The organism is Rheinheimera mangrovi (genome assembly GCF_003990335.1).
Classification (GTDB): domain Bacteria; phylum Pseudomonadota; class Gammaproteobacteria; order Enterobacterales; family Alteromonadaceae; genus Pararheinheimera; species Pararheinheimera mangrovi.
Genome location: NZ_CP034683.1, coordinates 1,348,730 through 1,372,877 on the forward strand (window position 1 = coordinate 1,348,730; position 24,148 = coordinate 1,372,877).

Here is a 24,148-nt window from a genome sequence, read left to right on the forward strand (position 1 = left end):
AGTGCTCCGAATGAGTGAAAGGAAAAAACAGAAATGACTGAGAAGGCTCCTGGCACAGGCCAGCAACAATATTACATAGGTTTAGCTGTGGTCGCCGTAACCCTGATTGCCATTGCCTGGTTTTTCTTCAGGACAGAGGACGCTGTAGTGGCGGAGCCGGAACCAACTCCTGTACCTGCAATACAACAAGCTGCTCCTGCAGATGTGTTAACCGCAAATCAGGAACCTGTGGATAGTTTAACTTTGCAGGCGCAAGACGAAACTCCACTGCAGGAAACGCCACTGGACGATGCGGTAGAAGTTGAGCCTACAGTGAAACTACCTAGCCTGGATAACTCAGATGCTGAAGTAAAAAGTGGTTTATTAGGTTTGCGCTGGAAAGCGGGTTTAGCTTCTTTGTTTGTTACAGAAGATATGATCCGCCGTTTTGTGGTGAACGTGGATAACATTGCGCAAGGCACATTGCCAAAAAATCAGGCGCTGTTTCAGCCAATGACGGTCAGGTTTGCCACTTTACCGGCTGAAGGCGGTGCAGTGCAGCTGGACCCGGCCAACTTTGAACGCTATGAGCCTTATCTGCAATTGCTGGAAAGCGTTTCTGTGACTGAAGTAAAACGTTTATTTGAATACTATTACCCGCTGATGCAGCAGGCTTATGCTGAGTTGGGTTACCCGAATGCTCAGTTCCGCGTGCGGTTGCAGGAAGCTATTAAAGTACTGTTGGCAACTCCTGAAGTAGCCCCTCCTATGGTATTAGCTCGTCCTAACGTCTATTACACTTATGCCGACCCGGAGATAGAAGCTTTGCCTTTGGCACAACGTCAAATGATCCGCTTAGGGCCTGACAATCAAAAACGCTTAAAACGCGTTTTAGAAGCACATCAACTGGTACTGGCTCAGCCTTAATGCCAGCTTTACCTGCAGTTCCGGCAAGCTTGCCACGTCGTCACAGTAACCTGGGCCAAAAACTTGGCCTCTGGTTGCTGAAACTGTTGGGCGGCTGGAGTATTCAGGGCGAACTTCCTGCTCATAAAAAGATGGTGATTGCTGTTGCTCCTCACACCTCAAATCAGGATTTTTTTGTTGGCATAGCCGCGGCTTTAGCTCTGGATCTTAAAATCCGCTTTTTAGGTAAGCACAGTATTTTTGTCTGGCCTGTGAAAAGGCTGTTGATCTCTTTAGGTGGGATCGCTGTTGACCGTAGCCATCGACACGGAGTGGTAGGGCAAGTGGTGGCTGAGTTCGAACAGAGTGATGCGCTGTTATTAGGCTTATCGCCCGAAGGCAGCCGTAAAAAAGTACAGCAATGGCGGTCAGGTTTTTGGTTTATTGCTAAACAAGCCAATGTACCTGTGTGTTTAGTGGGGCTGGATTACCATCAAAAACAACTGGTGTTTGGTCCGTGCTTTACCGCTGGCGAAAATTTCGCCGACGATCTCCCGCAAATGCGCGCATTTTTTCAGCAAATGACTGCAAAGTATCCAGAAAACGCTTAAGTTCTTGCACAGCTAAAAGCTTTTAAGCATAATGCGCGCACCAGTTTTACTGGCAACTTCAATGGTGGCCTCATCGGTCCTCCCGCAATACTAATTCGTTCACCTGGTCAGATCCGGAAGGAAGCAGCCAAAGCGGATAACGTATGTGCCGGGATGTCGGCTGGTGAGGTCGCCACCCACACATCTACTAATCTTCCCGTTTTCCAGCTTGTGTACAGAGATCACTTTAAGTAAATTGGTGCTGCTAGCCAATTCTATATAAAGGATTATGTATGAAGTTCTCAATGGCTCTGGTCATGTTTCTTAGCGTCACTCTGCCTATGATCAGTCTGGCGGCTGAAATAACCAAAACAGCACCTCTCCCGCTTGAGACTTTTTATCGGGGCGAACGTATAGAGCAGCTCAGTTTGTCTCCGAACGGCAAGCGCCTGATAGCACTGAAAAATCTAAAAGAATTTACCGCTATACAACTGATTGATATCGAATCAGGGCAAACTGTTTATCTGGCTAAAACGGATAACAAAAAATACAGATTTGCCTGGGTGCGTTGGGCCAATAACAGCCATGTGCTGGTTAGCTTTCGGTTTGGTGCTGTGCGCAGTGTTGGTATTGGTCGTGGTGCAAAGACACATGAAACCAGACTTTTCGCCATGGAAGCCAAAGCTGGTGCTGAATTTATTCCTATGGTCAAACCGGCCAAAGAAGGTGAATACCAAAGTCAATTTCAGGATGATGTAGTCAAATTTCGATTTCCGGATGACGACCATTTCCTGCTCGGTTTGGATCGGCAAATGGCCGGTCATGACAGCTTGTATAAAATCAATGTAAAAACTGGTGACGCCAGTATGATAAAAAATATCGTACTAACGTTAAATCCTGGGTGGTGGACAGACAAGGTGAGCCCCGAGCCAGTGTGGGCTATGAAGTTAAATCGACTGAGACCAGCATTAAAGTTTTACCTCCAGGCACTGAGTCCTGGCAGGAATTGGCCCGTTGGCCTGCGTTTTCCGACAAAGCAATCTCTATCCTGGGTTTTGGCAAAGATCCGAAAGATTTGTATATCACAGCTATCCATGAAGGTCGTGATGCCGTGTTTAAAGTGGATATCAGTAAAGCGGACTTTCCAAGGCAGCTGATCCTCAGCCATCCGAAATATGATATCGCAGGCGATTTGATCTACTCATCCGCTCGTCAGGAGCCTGTAGGTATTTATTTTAATGACGAATCATCCAACAGTTTGTATTGGGACCAAGAGTTTAAAAACTTTCAGGCAGGCTTAGATAAAGTACTGCCAGACACGGTCAATTACATCACTCAGTTAAGTGCAGATGAACGCAGTTATTTGGTCTATGCCTCCAATGCGACAACGCCAGGTTTATACCTGCTGGGTGACAGGGATGATAAATCTTTAACTTTATTGACAGAAACTTATCCCGGCTTGAATGAAGACAATCTGGTGCCGAAACAGCGTATTAGCTACAAAGCCAGAGACGGTCTTGAAATTGAAGGCTTTTTGTCGACACCTAAAGGGACAGAAGGGCCCTCTGCTTTGATTGTTTTGCCTCACGGTGGGCCTTTCAGTCAGGACTCTAATAGCTTTGATATTTTCTCAGCCTATCTGGTCAACAAAGGCTACCGGGTATTTCAACCTAATTTCCGCGGCTCCACAGGCTATGGCCATGAATTCTTAAGTCAGGCTGTGGGGCAATACGGTATGGCGATGCAGGACGATATCACTGATGGTGTACAGCACCTGATCCAAAAAGGCATAGCCGATCCAAAGCGGATTTGTATTATGGGTGCCAGTTACGGTGGTTATGCTGCCTTGCTAGGCGCCGCGCGCACCCCTGATTTGTATCAATGTTCCATTAGTTTTGCCGGCGTGACTGATCTGGAAGAGCAGCGCAACAGCTACCGGAATTTCACCAGCTATAATTTGGCCAAAAAGCAGATGGGTGAAGATGAGGATTTGCTGGAAGAGAACTCCCCGGTAAATATGGTCGATAAAATTAAGATCCCGGTGCTGCTGCTGCATGGGACTGAAGACCGCAGTGTGCCAGTACTTCAGGCCCGTCTGATGGCTTCGGAACTGGCGGATCAGAAAAAAGTCTTTCAGTACATCGAGATTGAAGAAGGGACACACCATCTGGATTATTTACCTCATCGGAAGCAGACCTTTGAAGCTATAGATGAGTTCTTAAATAAATACCTGCCACTCTAAGCGAGCAGCATTTTATTTCGAGCGAAAAGAGGTGTCTTGGCACCTCTTTTTTATCTGCAGTTAATCATCATCTACAACAGAGTTTTTGCCTGAATGCTGGATACGGTCTATCACTATCACTGCAGCCAGCAGTTGGGCTGTTAGTTTGGGCTCGTAAATATCCACACCATAGGTATCAGACCAGCTAAACCAGGACTTGGATACTTCTGCTAATACTTTGCCGTTTTGACTGATTTTATATTCGTGTTGCCATAAATTGCCGTGCATTTCCAGCTCACCGGCAGGGCCGCTGATGGTAAAACGACTGGTCCAGAAGGGCCAAAAACATTTGCGAATAAGCCACTCACTGCCATCGGCACAGAGCAGGCGGCAGGCTGGCATGAGAGTCAGGTACTTACGTTTGATTTTTAAAAGCTCAACCCCGCGGCTATCAAACATTGTCTGACTGCTGGAGATACTGAAAAACTTACCTTTGGCGCTAAAAGCCGCGTCGCCATTTTCATCTTCAATAGTAAAGCTGTCGGTCAGGCTGAATATCTTTTGTTTGATTTTATATTTCATTGTTGCAGCTCCTGATTTGCGTCACCTATCGTTCATACCGCTCTTATGCTGCCTGAGTTTTTCATCGGATCAAAGCCATAACATAATGATTTACAAAAAAGTGTTGGGCTTTGAGGTTCCGGGTATTTCTGCACTCATCTGGACCTTCGTTTGATTAAGCCCAGCAAAATATTGCAAACCTTTAATTAAGGATGCTAACTTAGCTACATGTTGCAATTATTTAGCCACGCAGTTACAAAACTGGGGTAGGCACCGGTTACTGTCATCCACAGCTAAACAACAAGGAGAGTTCATTTGAATATTAATGCAACGCTGTACGGTCAGTTTGTGATCATATTTGCGCTAATTATGGGGCTACTATGTTATTACCTGGGACGTCGTAAAAGTAAAAATCCAGTTTTAGCTGGTTTACTTGGCGCCGTTTTATCTTTAATCCCGCTATTTGGTCTGGTTTATCTGATGGTGTTGCTGTTTAAAAAAGATGTGAGTTCAACCTCAGGAAGTGGATTAGATGCTGTATAGCATTGCAATGCAGCGCAAATTACTAAAAGAGAGCAGAGGATCATGAAAAAATGTAACAAAACTGAAAGCAGTTCAAATGCTTCGTTGTTTTCATTTTTGCTTTTTGGTTTTGCGTTTGACAAGTCAGCGCCGAAATCAAAAACTTCCTTGGTCATGCTTTTAGTTTTTATCTTGTTATTTGGCGGTTTAGCTGTGTTTCTGGTGAAAATGGCTGGCGCTCAATAAAGTATAAATACGTAGTTTACGCATCACTTTATAAGCGCCGCTAGCTTTAAACGCCAGAGCTATTCAGCCTTCGCCTGATGCCGCTGCCGCAAAACTTCCAGCACATCATGCAAAGCCAGATCCTGACTTTTCAGCAATACCAGCAAGTGATAAATCAAGTCTGCCGCTTCGTTTTTCAGCTCTTCTCTATCGCCTACTGTAGCTGCCAGAGCAGTTTCTACCCCTTCTTCACCGACTTTTTGCGCTATACGTTTGACGCCTTTGGCAAATAAAGAAGCGGTATAGCTTGAGCTTGGGTCGGCGCCGTAACGACTGTGGATCACTTGTTCTAATTGATCTAAAAAGGCTAAGTCGGGTTGGTTGGCGTCTTCGGCGTGCCAACAACTTTCGGTGCCGACGTGACATGTAGGGCCAATAGGTAGTGCTAATGCCAGAATACTATCCTGGTCGCAGTCTGCTGCCATGCTTTGTAATTTCAGTGTATGGCCTGAGCTTTCGCCTTTGGTCCATAAGCGGTTTTTACTGCGGCTAAAAAAAGTGACATCGCCGGTTTCCAGGCTTTTTTGCAGTGCTTCTTTGTTGGCAAAACCCTGCATCAGCACTTTGCCGGAGCGGGCATGTTGCACTATGACCGGCAATAAGCCATCACCTTTGCTGAAATCCAGCTGGTCCAGGTTGGTTAAATTCAGTTTCATGGCCTGATCTCCAGCTTACGTTCTAATAAAAAGGTTTTTAGCTCAGGGATTGGAATAATGCCTTTGTGGAACACCGAAGCGGCTAAAGCGCCGTCTACATCGGCTTGTTCAAACACATCAGCAAAATGCTGCATAGCACCCGCACCGCCACTGGCAATCAGCGGCACTTTGCACTCCTTACGCATCAGTTGTAGCTGAGTTAAATCATAACCCTGGCGCACACCATCCTGATTCATACAGTTCAGCACTATTTCACCAGCGCCAAGCTCTTGCACCCGCTTTAACCAGTCCAGCGTTTGCCAGCGGGTTTTTTGGGTGCGGCTTTCATCGCCTGTGAACTGATAGACCTGATACTGGCCTGTTTCTTTATCAAAAAAGCTGTCGATGCCTATCACCACACATTGCTGACCAAAGCTGTGTTCCAGTTCGCTAATGAGTTCTGGTCGCGCTAAAGCAGGGCTATTGACAGAGATTTTATCTGCACCCATTTCCAGAATAAGACCGGCATCAGCGACAGATTTAATACCACCGGCGACACAAAAGGGGATGTCGATCACTTCTGCAATACGGCGCACCCAGCTTTTATCCACTACACGGCCATCGCTGGAGGCGGTGATATCGTAAAACACCAGCTCATCTGCGCCTTGCTCGGCATAAGCCTGAGCCAGCGGCACTATATCGCCAATGATTTCGTGATTACGAAACTGCACGCCTTTGACCACTTTGCCATCGCGCACGTCTAAACAAGGAATTATGCGTCTTGCCAGCATTGGATGGCCTCCTCAACAGTGAACTTACCTTCCAGCAAGGCCCGGCCTAAAATCACACCTGCCACACCAGTGGGTTTTAAGGCTTTGATATCTGCCAATGAGCCAACACCACCAGAGGCTTGCCACTGAATTTGTGGGTACTTTTGCACCAGCTCGGCATACAAAGCCACATTAGGGCCCTGCAAAGTACCGTCTTTACTGATGTCGGTGCACAGCACATGTTGAGCGCCTGCGGCAATAAAGCCGTCCAGCACTTGCTCAAGGGTGATAGTGGACTCTTCAATCCAGCCGTGGCTGGGCAGAGTTTTGTCACCTTTGGCATTAATAGACACATCCAGCGCCAAGACTATTTTGTCGCCGCCATAAGTTCTTAACCAGCCTTGCACTGTTTCTGGCTCACGAATAGCCACACTGCCAACCACTACGCGGCTGGCACCAGCAGCCAGTAACTGCTCAACATCGGCGGCAGTACGAACACCGCCACCTACTTGTACTGGCAGCGGCGCGTTTTTCATTAAGGTTGTTAACAGTTCAAGCTGGCGGTCAGCGGCATTTTTTGCCCCTGTTAAATCCACCAGATGCAAAATACCTGCGCCAGCTTTGGCGTATAAGTCGCGCAGCTGCAACGGAGTTTGTTGATATTCAGTGGTTTTATCGTAGCTGCCCTGATAAAGCCGTACTGTTTTACCTTGTATTAAATCTATAGCTGGAATAATCACTTTTAATCCTGTAACGGCAAAGCCGCATCAAAAAAATGGTAACAGCTCAAAATCAACCGTTAAAAGCCAGAAAATTCTGTAATAAACGAGCGCCGACAGCACCTGAACGTTCAGGGTGAAATTGCGCACCGAGCTTATTGCCTTGGCCTATCACAGCGGCAAAATCACTGCCGTAATGGCAGCGGGCTAAAGTGGAATCGGACGGCGCTACGGCAAAACTATGGACAAAATACACATAGTCTTTTTCGCCTATGCCTTTAAGCAGCGGATGATTTTGCGCACTGTCTTCTACCTGCAAGGTATTCCAGCCCATATGAGGCAAACGTAAATCACCGACCTGCATACGTTTCACCTGACCTGGGATTAAGCCTAAACAATCGACATTACCTTCTTCGCTGTGATCGGTCAAAAGCTGCATGCCCAAGCAAATGCCAAGGAGTGGCTGCTCTGCCTGTTGTATGGTGGCTATTAAATCGCGTTCAGCTAAGTTCGCCATCGCCTGACGGGCTGCACCCACACCTGGCACTAATAAACGGCTGGCGTTTTTAATCACAGTTAAATCACGGCTGACTTTGGCATCTACTCCCAAGCGCTTAAAGGCGCAATAGACAGAACTGATATTGGCGCAGCCAGTATCGACAATCACAAGCGACATTAAAGTACTCCTTTACTGCTTGGCAGGGCTTCGCCTGATACTTTAATGGCCTGACCCAAAGCTCTGCCAAAGGCTTTAAATAAACCTTCGACCATATGGTGTTTATTGCCCGGGCTGACTGACAAATGCAGAGTCATCAGCATGGCGTCGCTTAAAGAGCGGAAGAAGTGGTGCACCATTTCAAGGTTCAGAGTGCCGACAGAGCCCTGGCCTAAATCAGCATCAAACTTCAGCAGCGGCCGGCCGGATAAATCCAGCACACATTCAGCGCGGCATTCATCCATAGGCAAGACAAAACCAAAGCGGGTAATGCCTTTTTTATTGCCCAGCGCTTGTTTGAGCGCCTGACCTAAAGCCAGCGCCGTATCTTCTACGCTGTGGTGATCGTCTATGTGTAAGTCGCCTTTTACTTTTAACTGCAGGCTAAAACCACCGTGGGTGGCAATTTGATCCAGCATATGGTCAAAAAAGCCGACGCCGGTTTCAATCACATTGCCGCCTTGCTGGTCTAAATCGACATTGACCTGAATATCAGTTTCGCGGGTCACCCGATTGACGCTGCCTTTACGGCCTTTACCGAGCAGCTGCTTAGTGATTTCTTTCCAGCCTAAAGTGGCTCTGTCGTAACGGAACGAAGGCAGTCCCATATTTTCCGCCAGTTGCACGTCGGTTAAACGATCGCCAATGACAAAAGAGTTGGTGAAATCCACTTTGCCTTGTTGCAGATAGTCTTTCACTAAACCCAGCTTGGGCTTGCGGCAACTGCAGTTGTCTTTCTCAAAGTGTGGGCAAATCAGAATATCGTCAAAACGAATGCCTTGCGAATTCAGCAGTTGCATCATTTTTTCCTGCGGTGCATCAAAGGTATCGCGCGGGAAACTATCTGTGCCCAGGCCATCCTGATTGGTCACCATCACTAAGGAGTAACCAGCAGCTTGCAACTTGAGTAATGAAGGCACCAGATCGGGCTCGTACGCCAGTTTTTCCAGTGAATCCAGTTGTTTATCTATTGGAGGTTCTTCCACCATAGTGCCGTCACGGTCGATAAATAAAATTGCTTTGGCACTCATAAAGACTCCTGTGTTTGTTTGTTTGCTGTGTAGGAATAAGACGACATAATCTGTTGTAACTGCGCCATTTCATCTGGTGAACCAATGGATACCCGCACCACCTGACCTAAACCCAGCTGACTGGATTGGTTACGAATAAGCACCCCTTGCTCCGCAATAAAACTCACCAGCGCCGCAGCATCAGGCACGGCCAGCAGCACATAGTTGGCTTTAGATGGAAAAACACGGCTGACATAACTCAGGGTTTTGGCAAAAGTGCTAAAGCTGTCACGTAAGCTGTTGATTTGCTCTACTGTGGCGCGCATTTTTTGCTGGCCCTGGCTTGATAACGCCTGCACTGCAACTTCAGCCACAGGAGCTGGCACAGGGTAGGGCGCTATCATCTGGCGTAAAGCGGCAATGACTTCGGGGGCAGCCAGAGTAAAACCGCAACGCAGGCCTGCCAAAGCAAAAGCTTTGGATAAAGTACGCAGCACCACTAAGTTGCTGTATTGGCTTAATAACCCAGCTACAGAGGCTTCTGGTGCAAACTCAATATAAGCCTCATCGACTACTACTAAAGCTTTGTCTTTATAAAACTCCAGCACCTCGACGATTTGCTCACGAGGTATTAAATCGCCGGTCGGGTTATTTGGGCTACAAATAAAAACCAGTTTTACATTGGCTTTTTGCGCAAATAAAGCAGGCAGATCTAAAGTTAAATCTTTGGTTAAAGGCACTATGTTGACATCCACCAGCTGACTTTCGGCGCTGATTTTGTACATGCCATAAGTCGGCGGGCAAATGCTGATGGCATCTTGTCCTGGTTCACAGAAGCTACGAATAAGAAGCTCAATGCCTTCATCTGCGCCACGACTGGTCAGTACCTGATTGGTGTCCACACCAGCATAAGCTGCATAAGCGCTGATCAGCTCTTTCGGCTGACAATCCGGGTATCTGTTGTATTGGCCTGACAGCTCGTAGTCTGTTGCTAAGGAGTTTTCGTTGGCATTCAGCCACACCGAGCCGCCACTCATGCTTAAGCGGGCTGAAGCATAAGGCACCAGTTGTTGTACTTTTTGCCTGGCTAAAGAACTGATACGGCTCATTGACGATTTTCCTCTGAAATTTTTGCTGAAAGCTCAAGCTCTGCTAACCGAAAGGAAACTGCATTGGCGTGTGCATCTAATCCTTCGGCTTTGGCCAGTTTGACAATAGTGGGGCCCAAATCGCGCATGCCATCCGCTGTTAAGCTTTGCACTGTGTAACGACGATAAAAGTCGGCCAAACTTAAACTGCTATGGTTACGGCTATAGCCATAAGTGGGCAATACGTGGTTAGTACCACTGGCATAATCACCTGCTGATTCAGGCGTGTAAGGGCCAACAAAAATACTGGCGGCGTTGGTCAGTTTGCCAAGCAAAGCCTGATCGTCAGAAGTTTGAATAATTAAATGCTCAGGCGCGTATTGGTTACTGACTTGGGCAGCTGTGGCTAAATCCGGCGTTAAAATCAATCTGCTGTTGCTCAAGGCTTTTTGTGCTATTTCAGCACGCGGTAATAAAGCGGTCTGACGTTTAAGCTCACTAATGGTATTGACCAGTAAAGCTTCAGAAGGGCTGACCAGCACCACTTGGGAATCCGGGCCGTGTTCGGCCTGAGATAATAAATCCGCCGCTACAAACACCGGGTTAGCGTTGTCGTCTGCAATCACCAGCACTTCAGAAGGGCCAGCCGGCATATCAATAGCTGCGCCACGGGCATCCTGACTGACTTGCTGTTTTGCTTCAGTGACAAATCTATTGCCAGGGCCAAAAATCTTATCCACTTTGCCAATGGTTTCAGTGCCATAAGCCAAAGCAGCCACAGCCTGAGCACCGCCTAAAGTATAAATCTCGGTAATGCCGCAAAGTGAGGCCGCATAAACAATCTCAGCGGCGATATCACCCGCTTCAGGTTGACCAGGAGGCGTAACAAGCACTACGCGGCGACAACCAGCCAATTGAGCCGGCACACCCAGCATCAGTACAGTCGAAGGCAAAGGGGCACTGCCACCCGGTACATACAAACCGACTTGACCCAAAGCACTGTAGTTCAGTTCACAGACCACACCAGGCTGAGTTTCTATACGAATATTTTCTGGCAACTGAGCGGCATGAAAGGTACGGATATTGCGATACGCTATCTCAATAGCGGTTTTGAGCTCATCGGATAAAGAGGCAATCAAGCTTTGTTGCTGCTCGTCCGACAAACGCAAAGGGTTGCTTTGCAGCTTGTCGAATTCGCGGCTAAAACGCAGCAAAGCTGTATCGCCTTCGCTTCGCACAGCACGGATAATATCTTTCACCGTCTGTTTTAAACTGTCGGATTCCTGCTGCAGCGGGCGCTCTAATAAAGCCTGCTGCGCAGTTTTATCTAGTTGTTGCCAGTTGCTGATCTGAAACTGCATGCCTTACTCCATCATCTTTTCAATGGGTAGTACTAAAATGGAGCTGGCACCTAAACCTTTCAGTTGCTCCATGGTTTCCCAGAACAAAGTTTCGCTGCTGACCACGTGCAAGGCCACTAAATCGTCGTTGCCAGCCAATGGCAATAAGGTTGGGTTTTCGGCACCTGGCAGCAGAGCTATTACTTCCTGTAAACGAGCCCGTGGTGCGTGCAACATAATGTATTTGCTTTCATTGGCTTGCATCACGCCCTGAATACGAGGCATCAGTTTTTTAATCAGTTTCAGTTGTTTTTCATCGGCCAAATCACGGCGCTGAATAAGTACGGCTTTGGAGCGGTAAATCACTTCCACTTCTTTTAAACCATTGGCTTCTAAAGTGGCGCCTGTGGAGACTAAGTCACAAATGGCGTCGGCTAAACCAGCTCGTGGTGCCACTTCAACCGAACCTTTTAAATTAACGATACGGCAATTGACGCCGTTTTGTTTTAAATAGCGATTCAGTAAACGTGGGTAAGTGGTGGCAATAGTGCGGCCTTCTAAATCTTTGACGGATTGATAATCTTCTTCCTGTGGCACAGCTATAGATAAGCGGCAATCACCAAAGTCTAAACGGGCCAACACAGTGTAATCATAGCTTTCATTGTCCATCTGACGTTGCAGCGACTCTTCTTCCAGCACGTTTTCGCCAACAAAACCTAAATCGCAGACACCGTCCATTACTAAACCCGGAATATCGTCATCCCGCACTCGCAGCAAGTCGATATCCATATTTTCAACATGGGCGATCAGGCGCTGTTCACGTAAGTTAATTTTTAAACCACAGCTGGTTAAAAGTGCCTGAGAGTCTTGCGACAGGCGGCCTGACTTCTGAATGGCGATACGTAATCTGTTAGTAGTGACTGTCATGTTATTGTGTTCCTTATAAAAGCGGGGGCTTTTAAAATCGTAAAACAAAAACCCCGGGATTTTAGCCCCGGGGTTCAGTTGGAATTGGTTTTCACTTTTCCACCAGAGGCTGGTTATAACCTAGCCTCCAATGTCAACACGGACCGGCTAGTCGGATAAATGATGGTGATGATGCCAGTGGATGTTGATAGTCATGGAAAGTTACTCCTCGTTAAGATGTATACAAGCTAACGGATTTTTGTCATTCAGACAACAGAATTTTTTGTTTCAGCTGTATTTTGTTTTGAAGTTGAAATTTTGTTATCCTGCTGTTTTTATTTGATTATTTTGTGTTTCATACAATTGTATACGATAAAAAATGAATAAGTTATAAAAAAACAACTCTAATAAGATGGGTGAAAAATAATCAGGTTGTATAGATAAAGTTATTTGTGTCACTGCCGATAACAAGGCAGAGGAGGGGTTTATGGACGCTTTATTTCCCTATTTGTACCGACCACCCGGCACGCCAGCTGAACAGCCTGGACCTATGATTGCGCCTGTGTTTAAAGATGCCAAAATCAGCGCTTATGAAAAAGAGGAAAAACGTTTCCTCATTTTACTCAAAGATCAGCAAAAGAAACGTCAGGACAGACGCCGTCGTGACGACTATCCACCTGCACCTGAAACCACACCTGAAGAAGATCAGCATGTGGATGACGAAGGACATTTAGATATTTTTGTCTAGCCAAGGCATAATAGCGCAAATTCTTGCCGGGCCTTTTTTATGCTATTTTCTGCTTATATACCTGCCAGCGCTGATTTCTCTGTGTACTTATGTTAAAAAAAGTGCAGCAGGCTTTTGCCGAACAAGGAGCTTTATCCAAAACTATTGCAGGTTTTAAAGCCCGTGAACCGCAAAAGCTGATGGCAGCTTCTGTGACCAAATCCATTGAAAACGGCAACGCTTTATTGGTCGAAGCCGGCACTGGCACAGGCAAAACTTACGCTTATTTAGTGCCCGCTTTGTTATCGGGTAAAAAAGTGATTTTATCCACTGGTACTAAAAACCTGCAGGAACAGCTGTATTTCCGCGATTTACCTACAGTACTCAAAGCTTTGGCTTTGCCGGTAGATACTTCTTTACTAAAAGGCCGCTCCAACTATTTGTGCTTATTTCGTTTAGATCAGCATTACCAGCATGTGCCTACGGCAGATGCGGCAGTGATCAATGATTTAAGCCTGATCAAAAAATGGTCGAACGAAACCCAAAGTGGAGATATCGGCGAGCTGACTTATATAGCCGAAGACTCTAAAGCTTTACCATTAGTGACCAGTACTGCAGACAACTGCCTTGGCAAAGACTGTCCTTCTTATGAAGACTGCTATTTGCTGCGCGCCCGTAAAAAGGCGATGCAGGCCGATTTAGTGGTCGTGAACCACCATTTGTTTTTTGCCGATATGGCACTAAAAGACACTGGTTTTGGTGAGCTGCTGCCGAATATGGATGTAGTGATCTTTGATGAAGCGCATCAAATTCCAGATATCGCCAGTGAGTATTTTGGTGAGACTTTATCCAGCCGTACTTTGCTGGAGCTTTGTAAAGAGCTGGAACTGATTTGCAAAACTGAATTGCGCGATCATCCGCAGTTGAGTAAAACCGCAGACAAGCTGGCGACATTAGTTCGGGACTGGCGCCTGCTGTGGTCCGATGAACCTGAACGCGGCAACTGGCGTGACAGTAGTAAAAGGCCAGAGGTACAGCTTGCACTGACCCGGGTGTCTGAAGCCATGGGCATGTTGTATCAGGTACTCAAAGGCAGTTTAGGTCGCAACGAAGTGGTGGATCACTGTTTTGAACGTCTGGCTTTGGCTAAAACTCAGCTGGAGAAACTGCAGGATGTCAGTAAAACCGGCGTCAGTTTTTGGTATGAAACCACCAGACAACATATCAGTCTGCATTTAACGCCTTTAAGTATTGCCGATAAATTCCGCGAGCTGGTGTTTGCGGAAAAACGCAGCTGGATTTTTACATCAGCAACCTTGTCGGTCGATCAGGGCTTTGCTCACTATATCGAACAAATGGGTCTGCAGCAGGCCGACACACTGCTGCTCGACAGCCCTTTTGATTATGCACAACAAGCTATGTTGCTGGTGCCGCGTTATTTACCTGAACCCAATGACGCACGTATGGGCAAAGCGCTGCTAAAATTGGCGGTGCCTTTAATTGAAGCCAATCAGGGCCGCTGTTTTTTCCTGTTCACCAGCCACAGAATGCTGCAGTGGATGGCCAATGAGCTGCCACAGCATTTGTCTTTGCCTGTGCTGGTGCAGGGCAGCACTAGCAAACGTTTATTGTTGGAACAGTTTGTTGAAACCAAACACGCCGTATTACTTGGCACCGGTAGTTTCTGGGAAGGGGTGGATGTGCGGGGCGATACCTTAAGCTGTGTCATTATCGACAAACTGCCTTTTGCATCGCCTGACGATCCTTTATTGCAGGCGCGGAACGAGGATTGTCAGATGAAAGGCTTGGATCCTTTTGCTTTAGTGCAATTGCCCCAAGCTGTGATCACCTTAAAACAGGGCGTTGGTCGTTTAATCCGTGACGTGTCAGACCGGGGTGTATTGGTAATTTGTGACAACAGATTAGTGACCCGGCCTTATGGTTCAGTATTTTTAAAAAGCTTACCACCAATGCGCCGTAGCCGCGATTTGCAGGCGGCGGTGAAGTTTTTACAGGATTTACCCAAATAATATACTCTTCGCTCATTTAGCTGCAGCTATGTTGTCTTGGTGCAACTCCAGTTACTTTGAGTAGAGAAGCTAAAAATTGTTAAAAGGAGTCGCCCGTTGAAATTACTGGCATTAGATACCTCAACCGAAGCTTGTTCAGTGGCTTTAACTGTTGATGGCAAAATTTGGGCTTTGGATGAAGTTTGTCCGCAGCAACACAGCAAACGTATTTTGCCTATGGTGCAGCAGCTGTTGTCCGAAGCTGGCTTAACGCTACAACAACTGGATGGTCTGGTGTTTGGCAAAGGCCCTGGTAGTTTTACCGGTGTACGTATAGGTGTGGGTGTATGTCAGGGCTTGGCTTTTGGCGCTGAACTTCCTGTTTACGGTGTATCAACCCTGGCTGCTATGGCGCAAGCCGCACACAGATTACATCAGGCGCATCAGGTAGTTGCTGCTATAGATGCACGAATGAATGAAGTGTATCTGGCCAGTTTTCAGCTGGATGAGCAGGGTATTATGCAGGCGCTAAGCACTGAAATAGCGGCTAAACCCACTGCTTTGCCAGCACCTGTATTAAAAGGCCATATTTGCGCTGTAGGGACTGGCTGGCAAACCTATCCACAGCAGCTGGAAGACTGGCATAAAACTGGCAACAGCGGATCAGAGGATCTTGCTGTGGTTCATCATAGCCCTGTGATTCTGTACCCTTCAGCGCAGGATATGTTGAGTCTGGCGGCAATTCCGTTCCGGCAAGGGCAGTTTATTGCCGCCGAACTGGCAGAACCTACTTATGTGAGGGACGAAGTGACCTGGCAAAAACTACCAGGTAGATAAACCCAGCGATATTGACTTTGAATTCAGGACGGGCGGGGACAAGCCCTGCCCCTACCGCATTAAAATGGTAGGGGATGAGAATTAACAAAAGCGACTTGGCGAAATTTTTCGCTAAGTTATACTGGCACTAAACGAAGGCGACATCACAACAGTTATGACAATAGCCGTCAGTCGTGACGTACCCAAAAGCCCCAATGTCGGGCTGGTATTTCAGGGCAATAAAAGCAAAGCCGTTGAGGCTGAACAGCAGAGTAAAGCCACACTGGTACCTACTGGCACCGGTGTGCGTGCTGGCGCTGAAGTTTTGTCTATGCTGGATGAACAGGAAGCGCAAAAACGCACTATGTACGATCAGCCCAAACAGCGTCATCAGCAAGCCTTAGATGCCTACGAAATGTTAGCCAATCAGGAAAAACGCGAAAAAGTTCAGCAAATGTTTAGTCTGGATTTGTACGCTTAAGGCTTAAAATCGCTCCAAAACAATCACTTCAAAATTCATAACAATAAAACCAATGAAAGTGTTTTTATTGTGATTTATGCTGTCTTTCTAAAAAGAAAAATGGATGTCAGTGATGTTTGAAAGCAAGGTGTTCCGGCTTTGGTTTGTTGCTGCTTTAGCTGTGTGGTTTGTGCTTTTTAATCAGTTTAATCAACTCAGTTTTTTAATAGAGCATTGGTATTACCCGGCCATTATGGTGGCAGGTGCTTTTGTTGCTGGTGTGACTCCTGAAGGCGGTGGAGCAGTCGCTTTTCCTGTGTTAAATATTTTCCTCAATATAGACCGCACTATGGCGCGGGATTTTAGTTTAATGATCCAAAGTATCGGCATGACCAGCGCCAGTATTTTTATCTTAAGTCACAAGGCCAACTCGCTTAAAACCTATAAACCTTTACTGGTGTTTATCCCGGTCGCCTTTGTTGGTTTTGTACTTGGTATGCAACTGCTGCAACAACTGCCTGTGTATATAATGCAGGCGCTGTTTTTAAGCCTGATCACCAGTTTTGCTGTGGTCTACAGTTTTGGTAAACACAGAGGCAGCAAAGCTACTTTAGACCTGAATAAACCTTTGGATTTTGTCTTATTGCTGCTGATGCTAGTGGCTGGTGGCATGTGCGCCAGTTTATTTGGTACTGGCGCTGATATTATTTTGTATACCTTGTTGGTGACCCGTTTTCGGATGCAGGAAAAAGTGGCCACTCATATGAGCATTATGCTGATGGCGGCTATCAGCGTACTGGGTTATGCCTACCGGCATTTTGTTGATCAGGGCTTAACGGGCTATCAGGTGCAAACCTGGTTATGTGCTTACCCTGTGGTACTGCTGATGGCTCCTTTGGGTGCTTATGTGCTGCATCGTATTAATAAAGAAATTATGTTGTATGCCATCGCTGTGCTGAATGTTGCTCAGCTGCTGTATTTCCTCTGTTACAACCCGTCAGTAGATAAGCTGATTTGGGCATGCGTGTTTACTCTGGTGTTGTCGACTGGCTTTTATCTGTTGATCCGCAACCTGAGCCGCAAAGTTGTGCATGCTGAACAACCACAGTTTGCTGTATCGCATTAAGGGATCCAAAGACTCAAACCATACGTATATACAGATATCTTTTTCAGGAGTCTGTATTTATGTCCCGTTATTGTTTAATCACTGGCGCCAGTTCAGGTTTAGGCCGTGAACTGGCTATTCAATACGCTAACGAAGGCTGGCAGGTGCTCGCTGTTGCTCGTTCTGTCAATGCACTCAATGAGCTGCACAGCCAGCACAACAGCATTCAGGCTTTGCCTTTGGATTTGACCAATACAGAACTGTTTTCGACCGCTGTAGAGCAGCTAAGTCAGCAGCTCCCTGCTCTGGACTTAGTGATTCTTAACGCGGGCAGCTGTGATTATGTTGACGCCACCAATCTGCCGCTGGATATTTTCGACCGCACTATGGCTCTGAATTTTCAGGCCCAGGTGGCGGCTGTGAAGCTGTTATTACCGCTGCTGCAACAGTCGGAGCAGGGCACATTGGCCGTCGTCAGCAGTCTGGCGCATCTATTTCCTTTTACCAAAGCACAGGCTTATGGCGCCAGTAAAGCTGCGCTGAGTTATTTTACCGACAGCTTACGAGTTGATCTGGCCGATTCTGGCGTGCGGGTTTGTCTGATTGAACCAGGATTTGTCGATACCCCTTTAACACAAAAGAATGATTTTAAGATGCCTTTTTTGCTGCAGGTTGAAGACGCCGCAGGGCGTATCCGTCAAGGACTTCAGGCTCAGCAGCAACGCATAAGGTTTCCAAAACGGCTGGTATGGAGCCTGCATCTGCTGAACCTGTTGCCTTATTCATTGCGCTGCAAAGTCGCGGCGGGGATGCGGCAACCATGACAACGATAACAAGCATGAACTGGACTGCATTAATCGGCTTTAAATTAAGCTGGTTTGCGTTGGTGTTGTTTCAGAACTTACTGATTATTCCTGTGTTGCTGTTTGTGCTTTGGTCCTTGTGGCGTTGCAGCAAGGCTGAACGCTTGACCTGGCTCGCTCTTGCTGCTGTGGGCATTACGTTGGATTCAGTGCTGCAGTACAGTGGTGTTTTGAGTTTCACAGGTTCAGGCTGGCTACCGCTGTGGATGCTGACCTTATGGTTGGCATTTAGTTTGGTGGTCGTGCAGGTATTTTCAGTCTATCTGCAAAAGTACTGGCTGGCGGCACTTATTGCTGCTGTGTCTGGTCCAATGGCTTATTTGGGGGGAGCTGCCTTAAGTGGTCAGATGCAGGTGAGTAGCGCAACAGAAGCTTATGTAGTTCTTGTGTTGTGTTGGGGCTGTTATGGCGTGTTATCAGGATGGAGCAGAAAATTTTATGCGTAAAATTTTAGTGATAGCGACTTTCCTTTGCAGCTTAACTGCTCAGGCTATGCCAGATAACATCAAATTGGTGGGGCAGGGCCAGTTCAGTTATTTATTCTGGGATTTATATCAGGCTCAGCTTTATACCACAGATGGCAGCTGGAATAATTACCAGCAAAGCAGCCCTGTGGTACTCAAACTGACTTATCAGCGGGATATCAGTAAAGCTGATTTTATCGAAGCGACAGTCGATCAATGGGAACATTTGCAAGGTAAGGTTTCAGGTCAACATAAGGACTGGGCAAATCAGTTGGATAAACTCTGGACTGATGTGAAAAAAGGGGACCAGTTAAGTTGCGTTTTACTGCCTGATAGCACTGTGCAGTTTTATTTTAATGACAAGCTGTTGGGCGATGTGACTGACCCTGCTTTTGGTCCTGCTTTCTTAGATATCTGGTTGTCTGACAAAACCTCAGCGCCGAAATTAAGACGACAATTACTGCAACTTTAAGCTCACCGATCGCCTTTTTGCAATGCGCCGCCTGTCGCTGTTTAGTCTGGGATATGCCTGAACTGGAAAAACGCTCAGGCCTTATCTCGTATCCGCTAATTTAGCTTATGCGGATTTTCATTTCATTTACCTGAAGTCGTGAGCCAGCCAGCAGCTGCTTTGAGTCTTGTTTATTTATTCAACGGTCTGTTTATGGCTCTAAAGCGGGCTGCTTTTGAAATTGTTGTTATGAAACAGTTTGATAGGCTTTTTCTCCGTTTTTTCTATACTCGCCTTTAATGAATTTCCCTCGTCTATTTTGTGTTCGAATTTTTATCCTGTTGATTTTTATCATAAATTTAACATCTGTAGTTTTTGCGGCAGATGCCAATTAACGCAGTGATTTGTGCCCTAAAAGCGGTTGACCCCAGTAAAAAATAACCTATATCATCCGCCGCCGTTTTGGGGCTGTCCCAAATCAGGCGTGTTGTAACTTCAATCGGCGCCCATGTCGATTGCCGTAAAAATAAAGCCACTACCCAGTGGTCCAGGGAGACAAAATGTTTGTAAGTAGTAAGTTGTCAAAAGCAGTTGGTTTAGCTGTCGCTTTTGGCGCTGTGTCAGGCGTCACTTTTTCTGGTTCGGTACAAGCTCAGGAAACTGATAGTGTTGAACGTATTCAGGTTACAGGTTCAAGTATCAAGCGTACTGATATGGAAGGTGCATTGCCAGTTCAGACTATTGATCGCGCCGCTATCGACCGTTCAGGTTTAGCAACAGCAGGTGACTTAATCCAGTCTATTCCGTCTATGCAGGGTTTCACTACTGATGGTGACTCGGTAGGCGGTGGCGGCGGTGGTATGAAAACCGCTTCTTTACGTGGTTTAGGTTCTGACTACACTCTGGTTTTGATCAACGGCCGCAGAATGGCACCACGTGGCTCAGGCTCTACTATTGACCTGAACTCTATCCCATTAGCTGCTATTGAGCGTGTTGAAGTACTGACAGACGGCGCTTCTGCTCTTTACGGTTCTGACGCTATAGCTGGTGTGGTTAACTTCATCACTAAAGATAATGCTCAGGGTGTGAACCTTTCTGCCCGTTACAACAAGCCTGAAGAGAAAAATGGTACCAGCGACAATTTCTCTATTACAGGTGGTTTAGGTGATTTTGATACGGACGGTTACAACGTACTGTTATCTTACAGCCGTGATACTCAGGAACAGCTGAAAGCGACAGACCGTGACTTTGCTAAATCAGGTATTATTCCGTTCAGCCACAATAACAAAGATTATTACTTCGTCTCAGGTTCTGCGAACGCTATCCCTGGAAATGCCCGTTATTATTATACGGATGCTGCAACAGGTACCACTAAAGACGTTACGTTTAACCCTTATGAGAAACTAAACGGCACTTGTGCACCAGATAACTTTAAATCATCAACTGTGTGTCAGTACGACTTCACAACGACGATAGAAATTCTACCAGAGAGTAAACGTGATTCATTGATGTTAGGTACGGATATTGCTCTTGGCGAAGACACAAAATTCTTTGCTGATGTAATGTATTCTGATTTCTCGCAGACCACCCGTATCGCTCCTAACGCGACAGGCTTCTTCCCTCTGGACATCGATTCAGCTCTGGCTCAGCAGTATATTGTTCCTTATATCGATCCGGCGCATTTGGCTTCTGTGACTTCTGTACAAGCTCAATGGCGTGCATTACCATTGGGTGGCCGTGCTACTGAGTGGAACACCAAATCAACTCACATCGTGACTGGTGTTGAAGGTGTATTTGACACTATCGATTACTCAGCCGCTTTTACCTACTCAAAAAATGATACTGACGAAAACGTCGCTGGTGGTTACCCTAATCGTCAGAAGTTTTTGGCAGCTGTTAGTTCAGGGCTGGTCAACGTATTTGAAACTCCGGATAAAATCAGCGCTGAAGGCTTAAAAGCTCTGCAGGATTCTCAGTACTTCGGTAATTGGAGTAACGACACCACTGAAGTTAAAGGTATCGACTTTAAAGCATCAACACCAGTGTATGAATTACCTGCTGGCGATATCTATATTGGTACAGGCGCAGAATTCCGTAATACAAAGTTTGTAAGTACTTTGGCTGATGCCAACAGAAACAATCTGTTGTTAGGTGGAAACCCAAGCGCTGAGTACGATTTAAGTCGCGATAATTATGGTGGCTTTGTTGAAGTGATAGTTCCGGCTCTAGAAAATCTGGAGCTGACTGGTGCTGTGCGTTATGACAATATCGGTGAAGTGACCTCTGATTTTGTTTACGACGCAGATGGTGTTGCAGGACCTGGCAGTTACAAAGTTAACGACTCAATGAATGACACCACCTATAAACTTGCACTGCGTTACAACGCAACTGAAGACTTGTTGCTGCGTGCTTCAACAGGCACAGGTTTCAAAGCTCCTTCAATGCTTGCTCTGGCAGAGCCTAAAGTGGAATTTGGTGTAACCAGCAGCCCATATACATGTCCATTTGCGGGTACTACTGATCCATTAGCAGCATTGTGCAGCGCCTCTCCGCAACAGCTTGAAGCTTTCCGTCAGGGCAACGCAGCGTTAAAGCCAGAAGAATCTGAGCAGTACACTTTAGGTTTTGTTTATGCGCCTGATAATAACTTCAGCTTCAGTATGGATTACTGGAACATTGAACTGACCAACCTGGTGACTTCGGTAACTGAATCTCAGATCGTCAACAACCCGGGACGTTACCGTGACCTGTTCACGACTAAAACTAACCAGGCGACTGGTCAGGAAGAGCTTGCTATTATTTTCGCTAGCGTCAACGTGGGTCAGTCAATCAACAAAGGTATTGACTGGGACTTAACGGTGGGTAATGACTTATCTTTTGGTCGTTTAAGCACTACTTTGGCTGGTACTTATGTATTGGATAGCAAATACACTCGTCCTGGTACTACGGATGACTGGATCAGCAGCTTAGGTCGTTTTGGTGATGACAATGCAGTTGTATTCAGAACTGTAGCTAAATTCATCAATACCTTAACTCACGACGATTTCGCTCACAGTGTAACGCTGAACTATCGCAGTGGGTATGAAGATCAGGCACAGTATGCTGATAGCGAATATGTTCGTTTAGGTTCTATAAACGGTGAAGGCGTAGACATTCAGTTAAGTGTTCCGTCTTACGCAACAATCAACTATCAGACTAAGTACCAGGCGATGGACGCTTTGGCTGTGACCTTCGGTATCAACAACTTAGCTGACCGTGCTCCGCCATTATCCTTACGTTCAGGTGGTGCTGGTCACCAGGTTGGTTTCGACCCTCGTTACACAGACGTATATGGCCGTACTTTCTATTTAGGTCTGGACTACAAGTTCATGTAACTTGATAGCAAGTGAAGGGAGATTTCTGTTGGTAACAGAAGTTTCCCTGAACCAAATAAAAACCCCACTGCATGCAGTGGGGTTTGTTTTTTAACAGCTACATATCATTTTTTCTGTTGAATAAACTGGATCAGTTTTCCGGCAATTTCAGTATTGTCCTGAAAGCCTGCAAAGCTTTGTTTATCTGCACCATAAGCCAGTACCGGCACATCGGCAGCTGTGTGACCGCCACTAGTCCAGCCTGTGGTGGAGTGATGGTCAATACGTTGTTTCACTGCCACAGCCAAAGGTTTCAGACCTTCAGTACGTGCTTTAGTTAACAGCTGTTGCTCCTCAGCGCTCAGTTCCAGAGCTGTTAAACCTAACCATGCCTGATAAAACACCTTGTCATCTTTGAGGGCTAACAATTGGCCGGCTATGTAGTCGCCAGAATGTTTTACCTTTTTAATCACATCGCGTTTCCAGCTGTAATTGCCTTTGGCACCCAAAGATAAACCACCGGTTTCGTGATCGGCAGTGACCACCAGAATAGTATCAGGGTGACTATCCACATAAGCTTTGGCTACTTTAATCGCTTCAGCAAAATCATGCATTTCTGCCATAGCACAGGCGATGTCGTTGGCATGACCACACCAGTCAATCTGACTGCCTTCAATCATCACCACAAAACCTTTTTCAGCCGGAGACAATAACTCCAGCGCTTTTTCCGTCATTTGTTTTAATGGCAGAGGTTCTGGATTATCCAAAGCGCTGGAAAAGCCTTTAGGTGCAAATAATCCCAGAGCAGGCAACTTGTTTAGTGTTTTTAAACCAGCCCAGCTGTCCGCGTACTGGTAGCCTGCTTGTTTAAATTCTTCCACCAGATTCCGGTCTTTGCGGATGAAATAGCTGGTGCCGCCACCGAGCATTAAATCGGCAACTATCTGGCCGTCCACTTTGTTGTCGATATAGTCATCTGCGATCTGATCGTAATTTTGACGGCTCTTGTCATGCGCCAGAAAACCGGCGGGAGTGGCGTGGTTAATTTGGGCCGTCACCACCACACCTGTCTGCATGCCTTTGGCTTTGGCAATTTCCAGCATAGTGTTTAAAGGTTTATGGTCGTGATCTACCGCGATAGCACCATTGTAGGTTTTATGAGTGCTGGACAGTGCTGTTGCCGCTGCAGCAGAATCTGTGACTACTGTGTCGTCATCCGGATAGGTGCTGGCGTTACCAATCCATAACTCGTCAAACACCGTACGTTCCACTACTTTGGTGTCCGGGTTATCCATGTAATAACGATATGCAGCTAAATAAGCCGGTCCCATACCGTCACCTATCATATAAATAATATTTTTTGGTGCAGCAATTGCAGAAGCAGATGCAAGACAAGCGATGCTGATTAAACTTAGTTTTTTTAACATAGGAAAGCTCTGTAGATGGCTAAAAATCTGGTGCTACCAGAATCAGTAGGGAGAGGTTATCTTACGTCAGTGATTAAATTATGACAAAACTGTAAATGGTCTAAACGCGACCAATAGACGTAAATGCAAGACTGAAAATGTAAAAGAATAAACTTTAGATATAAGTGTTGCGGAGCTGATCATGCATGGCTTAGAGTAAGAATGGAACTAAAGCTGCTACACCTTA

The 24,148-nt window shown here is 46.4% G+C and carries 24 protein-coding genes and 1 other RNA gene; 15 read left to right on the top strand and 10 right to left on the bottom strand.

The genetic code is table 11. The features are described from left to right. Window positions 1-33: 33 nt before the first annotated feature. The 5 genes from EK374_RS06115 (at window position 34) to EK374_RS20870 (ending at window position 3,717) form a co-directional block, all read left to right on the top strand. Entirely contained in the window at window positions 34-906 is an 873-nt protein-coding gene (locus EK374_RS06115) for a DUF3014 domain-containing protein (RefSeq protein WP_127021111.1), read from the top strand. Continuing rightward, window positions 906-1,496: a 1-acyl-sn-glycerol-3-phosphate acyltransferase gene (locus tag EK374_RS06120; RefSeq protein ID WP_127021113.1), complete on the top strand. Its 591-nt coding sequence runs from the start codon at window positions 906-908 to the stop codon at window positions 1,494-1,496. The genes EK374_RS06115 and EK374_RS06120 overlap by 1 nt, the downstream gene beginning before the upstream one ends. 71 nt (window positions 1,497-1,567) lie before the next feature. After that, window positions 1,568-1,665: signal recognition particle sRNA small type (gene ffs, locus EK374_RS06125), an RNA gene on the top strand. A gap of 103 nt (window positions 1,666-1,768) precedes the next feature. Further along, window positions 1,769-2,632, top strand: coding sequence for a hypothetical protein (locus tag EK374_RS20865; protein ID WP_233280351.1), 864 nt, complete (start codon window positions 1,769-1,771; stop codon window positions 2,630-2,632). Between the two features lie 320 nt (window positions 2,633-2,952). Next, window positions 2,953-3,717, top strand: a complete 765-nt coding sequence (locus EK374_RS20870) for an alpha/beta hydrolase family protein (protein ID WP_233280392.1) — start codon at window positions 2,953-2,955, stop codon at window positions 3,715-3,717. Between the two features lie 60 nt (window positions 3,718-3,777). Here EK374_RS20870 and EK374_RS06135 read toward each other — a convergent pair whose 3' ends face one another. Beyond that, complete coding sequence (locus EK374_RS06135; RefSeq protein WP_127021115.1) at window positions 3,778-4,278, bottom strand: LURP-one-related/scramblase family protein; 501 nt, start codon at window positions 4,276-4,278, stop codon at window positions 3,778-3,780. 294 nt (window positions 4,279-4,572) lie between these two features. On the opposite strand from EK374_RS06135, the gene EK374_RS06140 reads away from it, so the two are divergent. After that, entirely contained in the window at window positions 4,573-4,800 is a 228-nt protein-coding gene (locus EK374_RS06140; protein ID WP_127021117.1) for a glycosyltransferase 87 family protein, read from the top strand. Window positions 4,801-5,084: 284 nt separating this feature from the next. On the opposite strand, the gene hisIE is transcribed toward EK374_RS06140, so the two are convergent. Genes hisIE through hisG form a run of 8 tightly spaced genes read right to left on the bottom strand, consistent with a single transcriptional unit; the run spans window position 5,085 to window position 12,268 of the window. Beyond that, window positions 5,085-5,720: a bifunctional phosphoribosyl-AMP cyclohydrolase/phosphoribosyl-ATP diphosphatase HisIE gene (hisIE, locus tag EK374_RS06145; RefSeq protein ID WP_127021119.1), complete on the bottom strand. Its 636-nt coding sequence runs from the start codon at window positions 5,718-5,720 to the stop codon at window positions 5,085-5,087. After that, entirely contained in the window at window positions 5,717-6,490 is a 774-nt protein-coding gene (gene hisF / locus EK374_RS06150) for an imidazole glycerol phosphate synthase subunit HisF (RefSeq protein WP_127021121.1), read from the bottom strand. The genes hisIE and hisF overlap by 4 nt, the downstream gene beginning before the upstream one ends. Then, window positions 6,472-7,209 carry a 1-(5-phosphoribosyl)-5-[(5-phosphoribosylamino)methylideneamino]imidazole-4-carboxamide isomerase gene (hisA, locus tag EK374_RS06155; protein WP_127021123.1) on the bottom strand — a complete coding sequence of 246 codons (738 nt, stop codon included), beginning with the start codon at window positions 7,207-7,209 and terminating at the stop codon, window positions 6,472-6,474. The genes hisF and hisA overlap by 19 nt, the downstream gene beginning before the upstream one ends. A gap of 52 nt (window positions 7,210-7,261) precedes the next feature. Next, window positions 7,262-7,864, bottom strand: coding sequence for an imidazole glycerol phosphate synthase subunit HisH (gene hisH, locus EK374_RS06160; protein WP_127021125.1), 603 nt, complete (start codon window positions 7,862-7,864; stop codon window positions 7,262-7,264). Further along, window positions 7,864-8,934 carry a bifunctional histidinol-phosphatase/imidazoleglycerol-phosphate dehydratase HisB gene (gene hisB, locus EK374_RS06165; RefSeq protein ID WP_127021127.1) on the bottom strand — a complete coding sequence of 357 codons (1,071 nt, stop codon included), beginning with the start codon at window positions 8,932-8,934 and terminating at the stop codon, window positions 7,864-7,866. The genes hisH and hisB overlap by 1 nt, the downstream gene beginning before the upstream one ends. Continuing rightward, window positions 8,931-10,022: a histidinol-phosphate transaminase gene (gene hisC, locus EK374_RS06170; RefSeq protein WP_127021129.1), complete on the bottom strand. Its 1,092-nt coding sequence runs from the start codon at window positions 10,020-10,022 to the stop codon at window positions 8,931-8,933. Before hisC ends, hisB begins: the two co-directional genes overlap by 4 nt. Then, the gene (hisD, locus tag EK374_RS06175; protein WP_127021131.1) at window positions 10,019-11,362 is read right to left on the bottom strand and encodes a histidinol dehydrogenase; all 1,344 of its coding nucleotides are present in this window, start codon (window positions 11,360-11,362) and stop codon (window positions 10,019-10,021) included. Before hisD ends, hisC begins: the two co-directional genes overlap by 4 nt. Window positions 11,363-11,365: 3 nt before the next feature. After that, on the bottom strand, window positions 11,366-12,268 hold the full coding sequence (hisG, locus tag EK374_RS06180) for an ATP phosphoribosyltransferase (RefSeq protein WP_127021133.1): 903 nt from the start codon (window positions 12,266-12,268) through the stop codon (window positions 11,366-11,368). Window positions 12,269-12,734: 466 nt separating this feature from the next. Between hisG and EK374_RS06185 the strand changes: the two genes are divergently transcribed. From EK374_RS06185 to EK374_RS06225, 9 genes are all read left to right on the top strand, one after another. Then, complete coding sequence (locus EK374_RS06185; RefSeq protein WP_127021135.1) at window positions 12,735-12,995, top strand: hypothetical protein; 261 nt, start codon at window positions 12,735-12,737, stop codon at window positions 12,993-12,995. Window positions 12,996-13,084: 89 nt separating this feature from the next. Beyond that, window positions 13,085-15,004 (top strand): ATP-dependent DNA helicase, encoded by a 1,920-nt coding sequence (locus tag EK374_RS06190; RefSeq protein WP_127021137.1) that lies wholly within the window; start codon window positions 13,085-13,087, stop codon window positions 15,002-15,004. A gap of 96 nt (window positions 15,005-15,100) precedes the next feature. Beyond that, a complete protein-coding gene (gene tsaB, locus EK374_RS06195; RefSeq protein WP_127021139.1) occupies window positions 15,101-15,820 on the top strand; it encodes a tRNA (adenosine(37)-N6)-threonylcarbamoyltransferase complex dimerization subunit type 1 TsaB in 720 nt (239 codons plus the stop codon). A 154-nt stretch (window positions 15,821-15,974) separates the two neighbouring features. After that, a complete protein-coding gene (locus tag EK374_RS06200) occupies window positions 15,975-16,280 on the top strand; it encodes a hypothetical protein (protein ID WP_127021141.1) in 306 nt (101 codons plus the stop codon). 112 nt (window positions 16,281-16,392) lie between these two features. Then, entirely contained in the window at window positions 16,393-17,385 is a 993-nt protein-coding gene (locus tag EK374_RS06205; RefSeq protein WP_127021143.1) for a sulfite exporter TauE/SafE family protein, read from the top strand. 59 nt (window positions 17,386-17,444) lie between these two features. Continuing rightward, window positions 17,445-18,188: an SDR family NAD(P)-dependent oxidoreductase gene (locus EK374_RS06210; protein ID WP_127021145.1), complete on the top strand. Its 744-nt coding sequence runs from the start codon at window positions 17,445-17,447 to the stop codon at window positions 18,186-18,188. Continuing rightward, window positions 18,185-18,673: a DUF2878 domain-containing protein gene (locus tag EK374_RS06215; RefSeq protein WP_164731829.1), complete on the top strand. Its 489-nt coding sequence runs from the start codon at window positions 18,185-18,187 to the stop codon at window positions 18,671-18,673. Before EK374_RS06210 ends, EK374_RS06215 begins: the two co-directional genes overlap by 4 nt. Beyond that, the gene (locus EK374_RS06220) at window positions 18,666-19,163 is read left to right on the top strand and encodes a chalcone isomerase family protein (RefSeq protein ID WP_127021148.1); all 498 of its coding nucleotides are present in this window, start codon (window positions 18,666-18,668) and stop codon (window positions 19,161-19,163) included. Before EK374_RS06215 ends, EK374_RS06220 begins: the two co-directional genes overlap by 8 nt. Window positions 19,164-19,702: 539 nt before the next feature. Continuing rightward, window positions 19,703-22,516 carry a TonB-dependent receptor gene (locus EK374_RS06225; protein ID WP_127021150.1) on the top strand — a complete coding sequence of 938 codons (2,814 nt, stop codon included), beginning with the start codon at window positions 19,703-19,705 and terminating at the stop codon, window positions 22,514-22,516. Between the two features lie 104 nt (window positions 22,517-22,620). Here the strand turns inward: EK374_RS06225 and EK374_RS06230 are convergent, their stop codons facing one another. Further along, window positions 22,621-23,922, bottom strand: a complete 1,302-nt coding sequence (locus EK374_RS06230) for an alkaline phosphatase (protein WP_127021152.1) — start codon at window positions 23,920-23,922, stop codon at window positions 22,621-22,623. Between the last annotated feature and the right edge of the window lie 226 nt (window positions 23,923-24,148).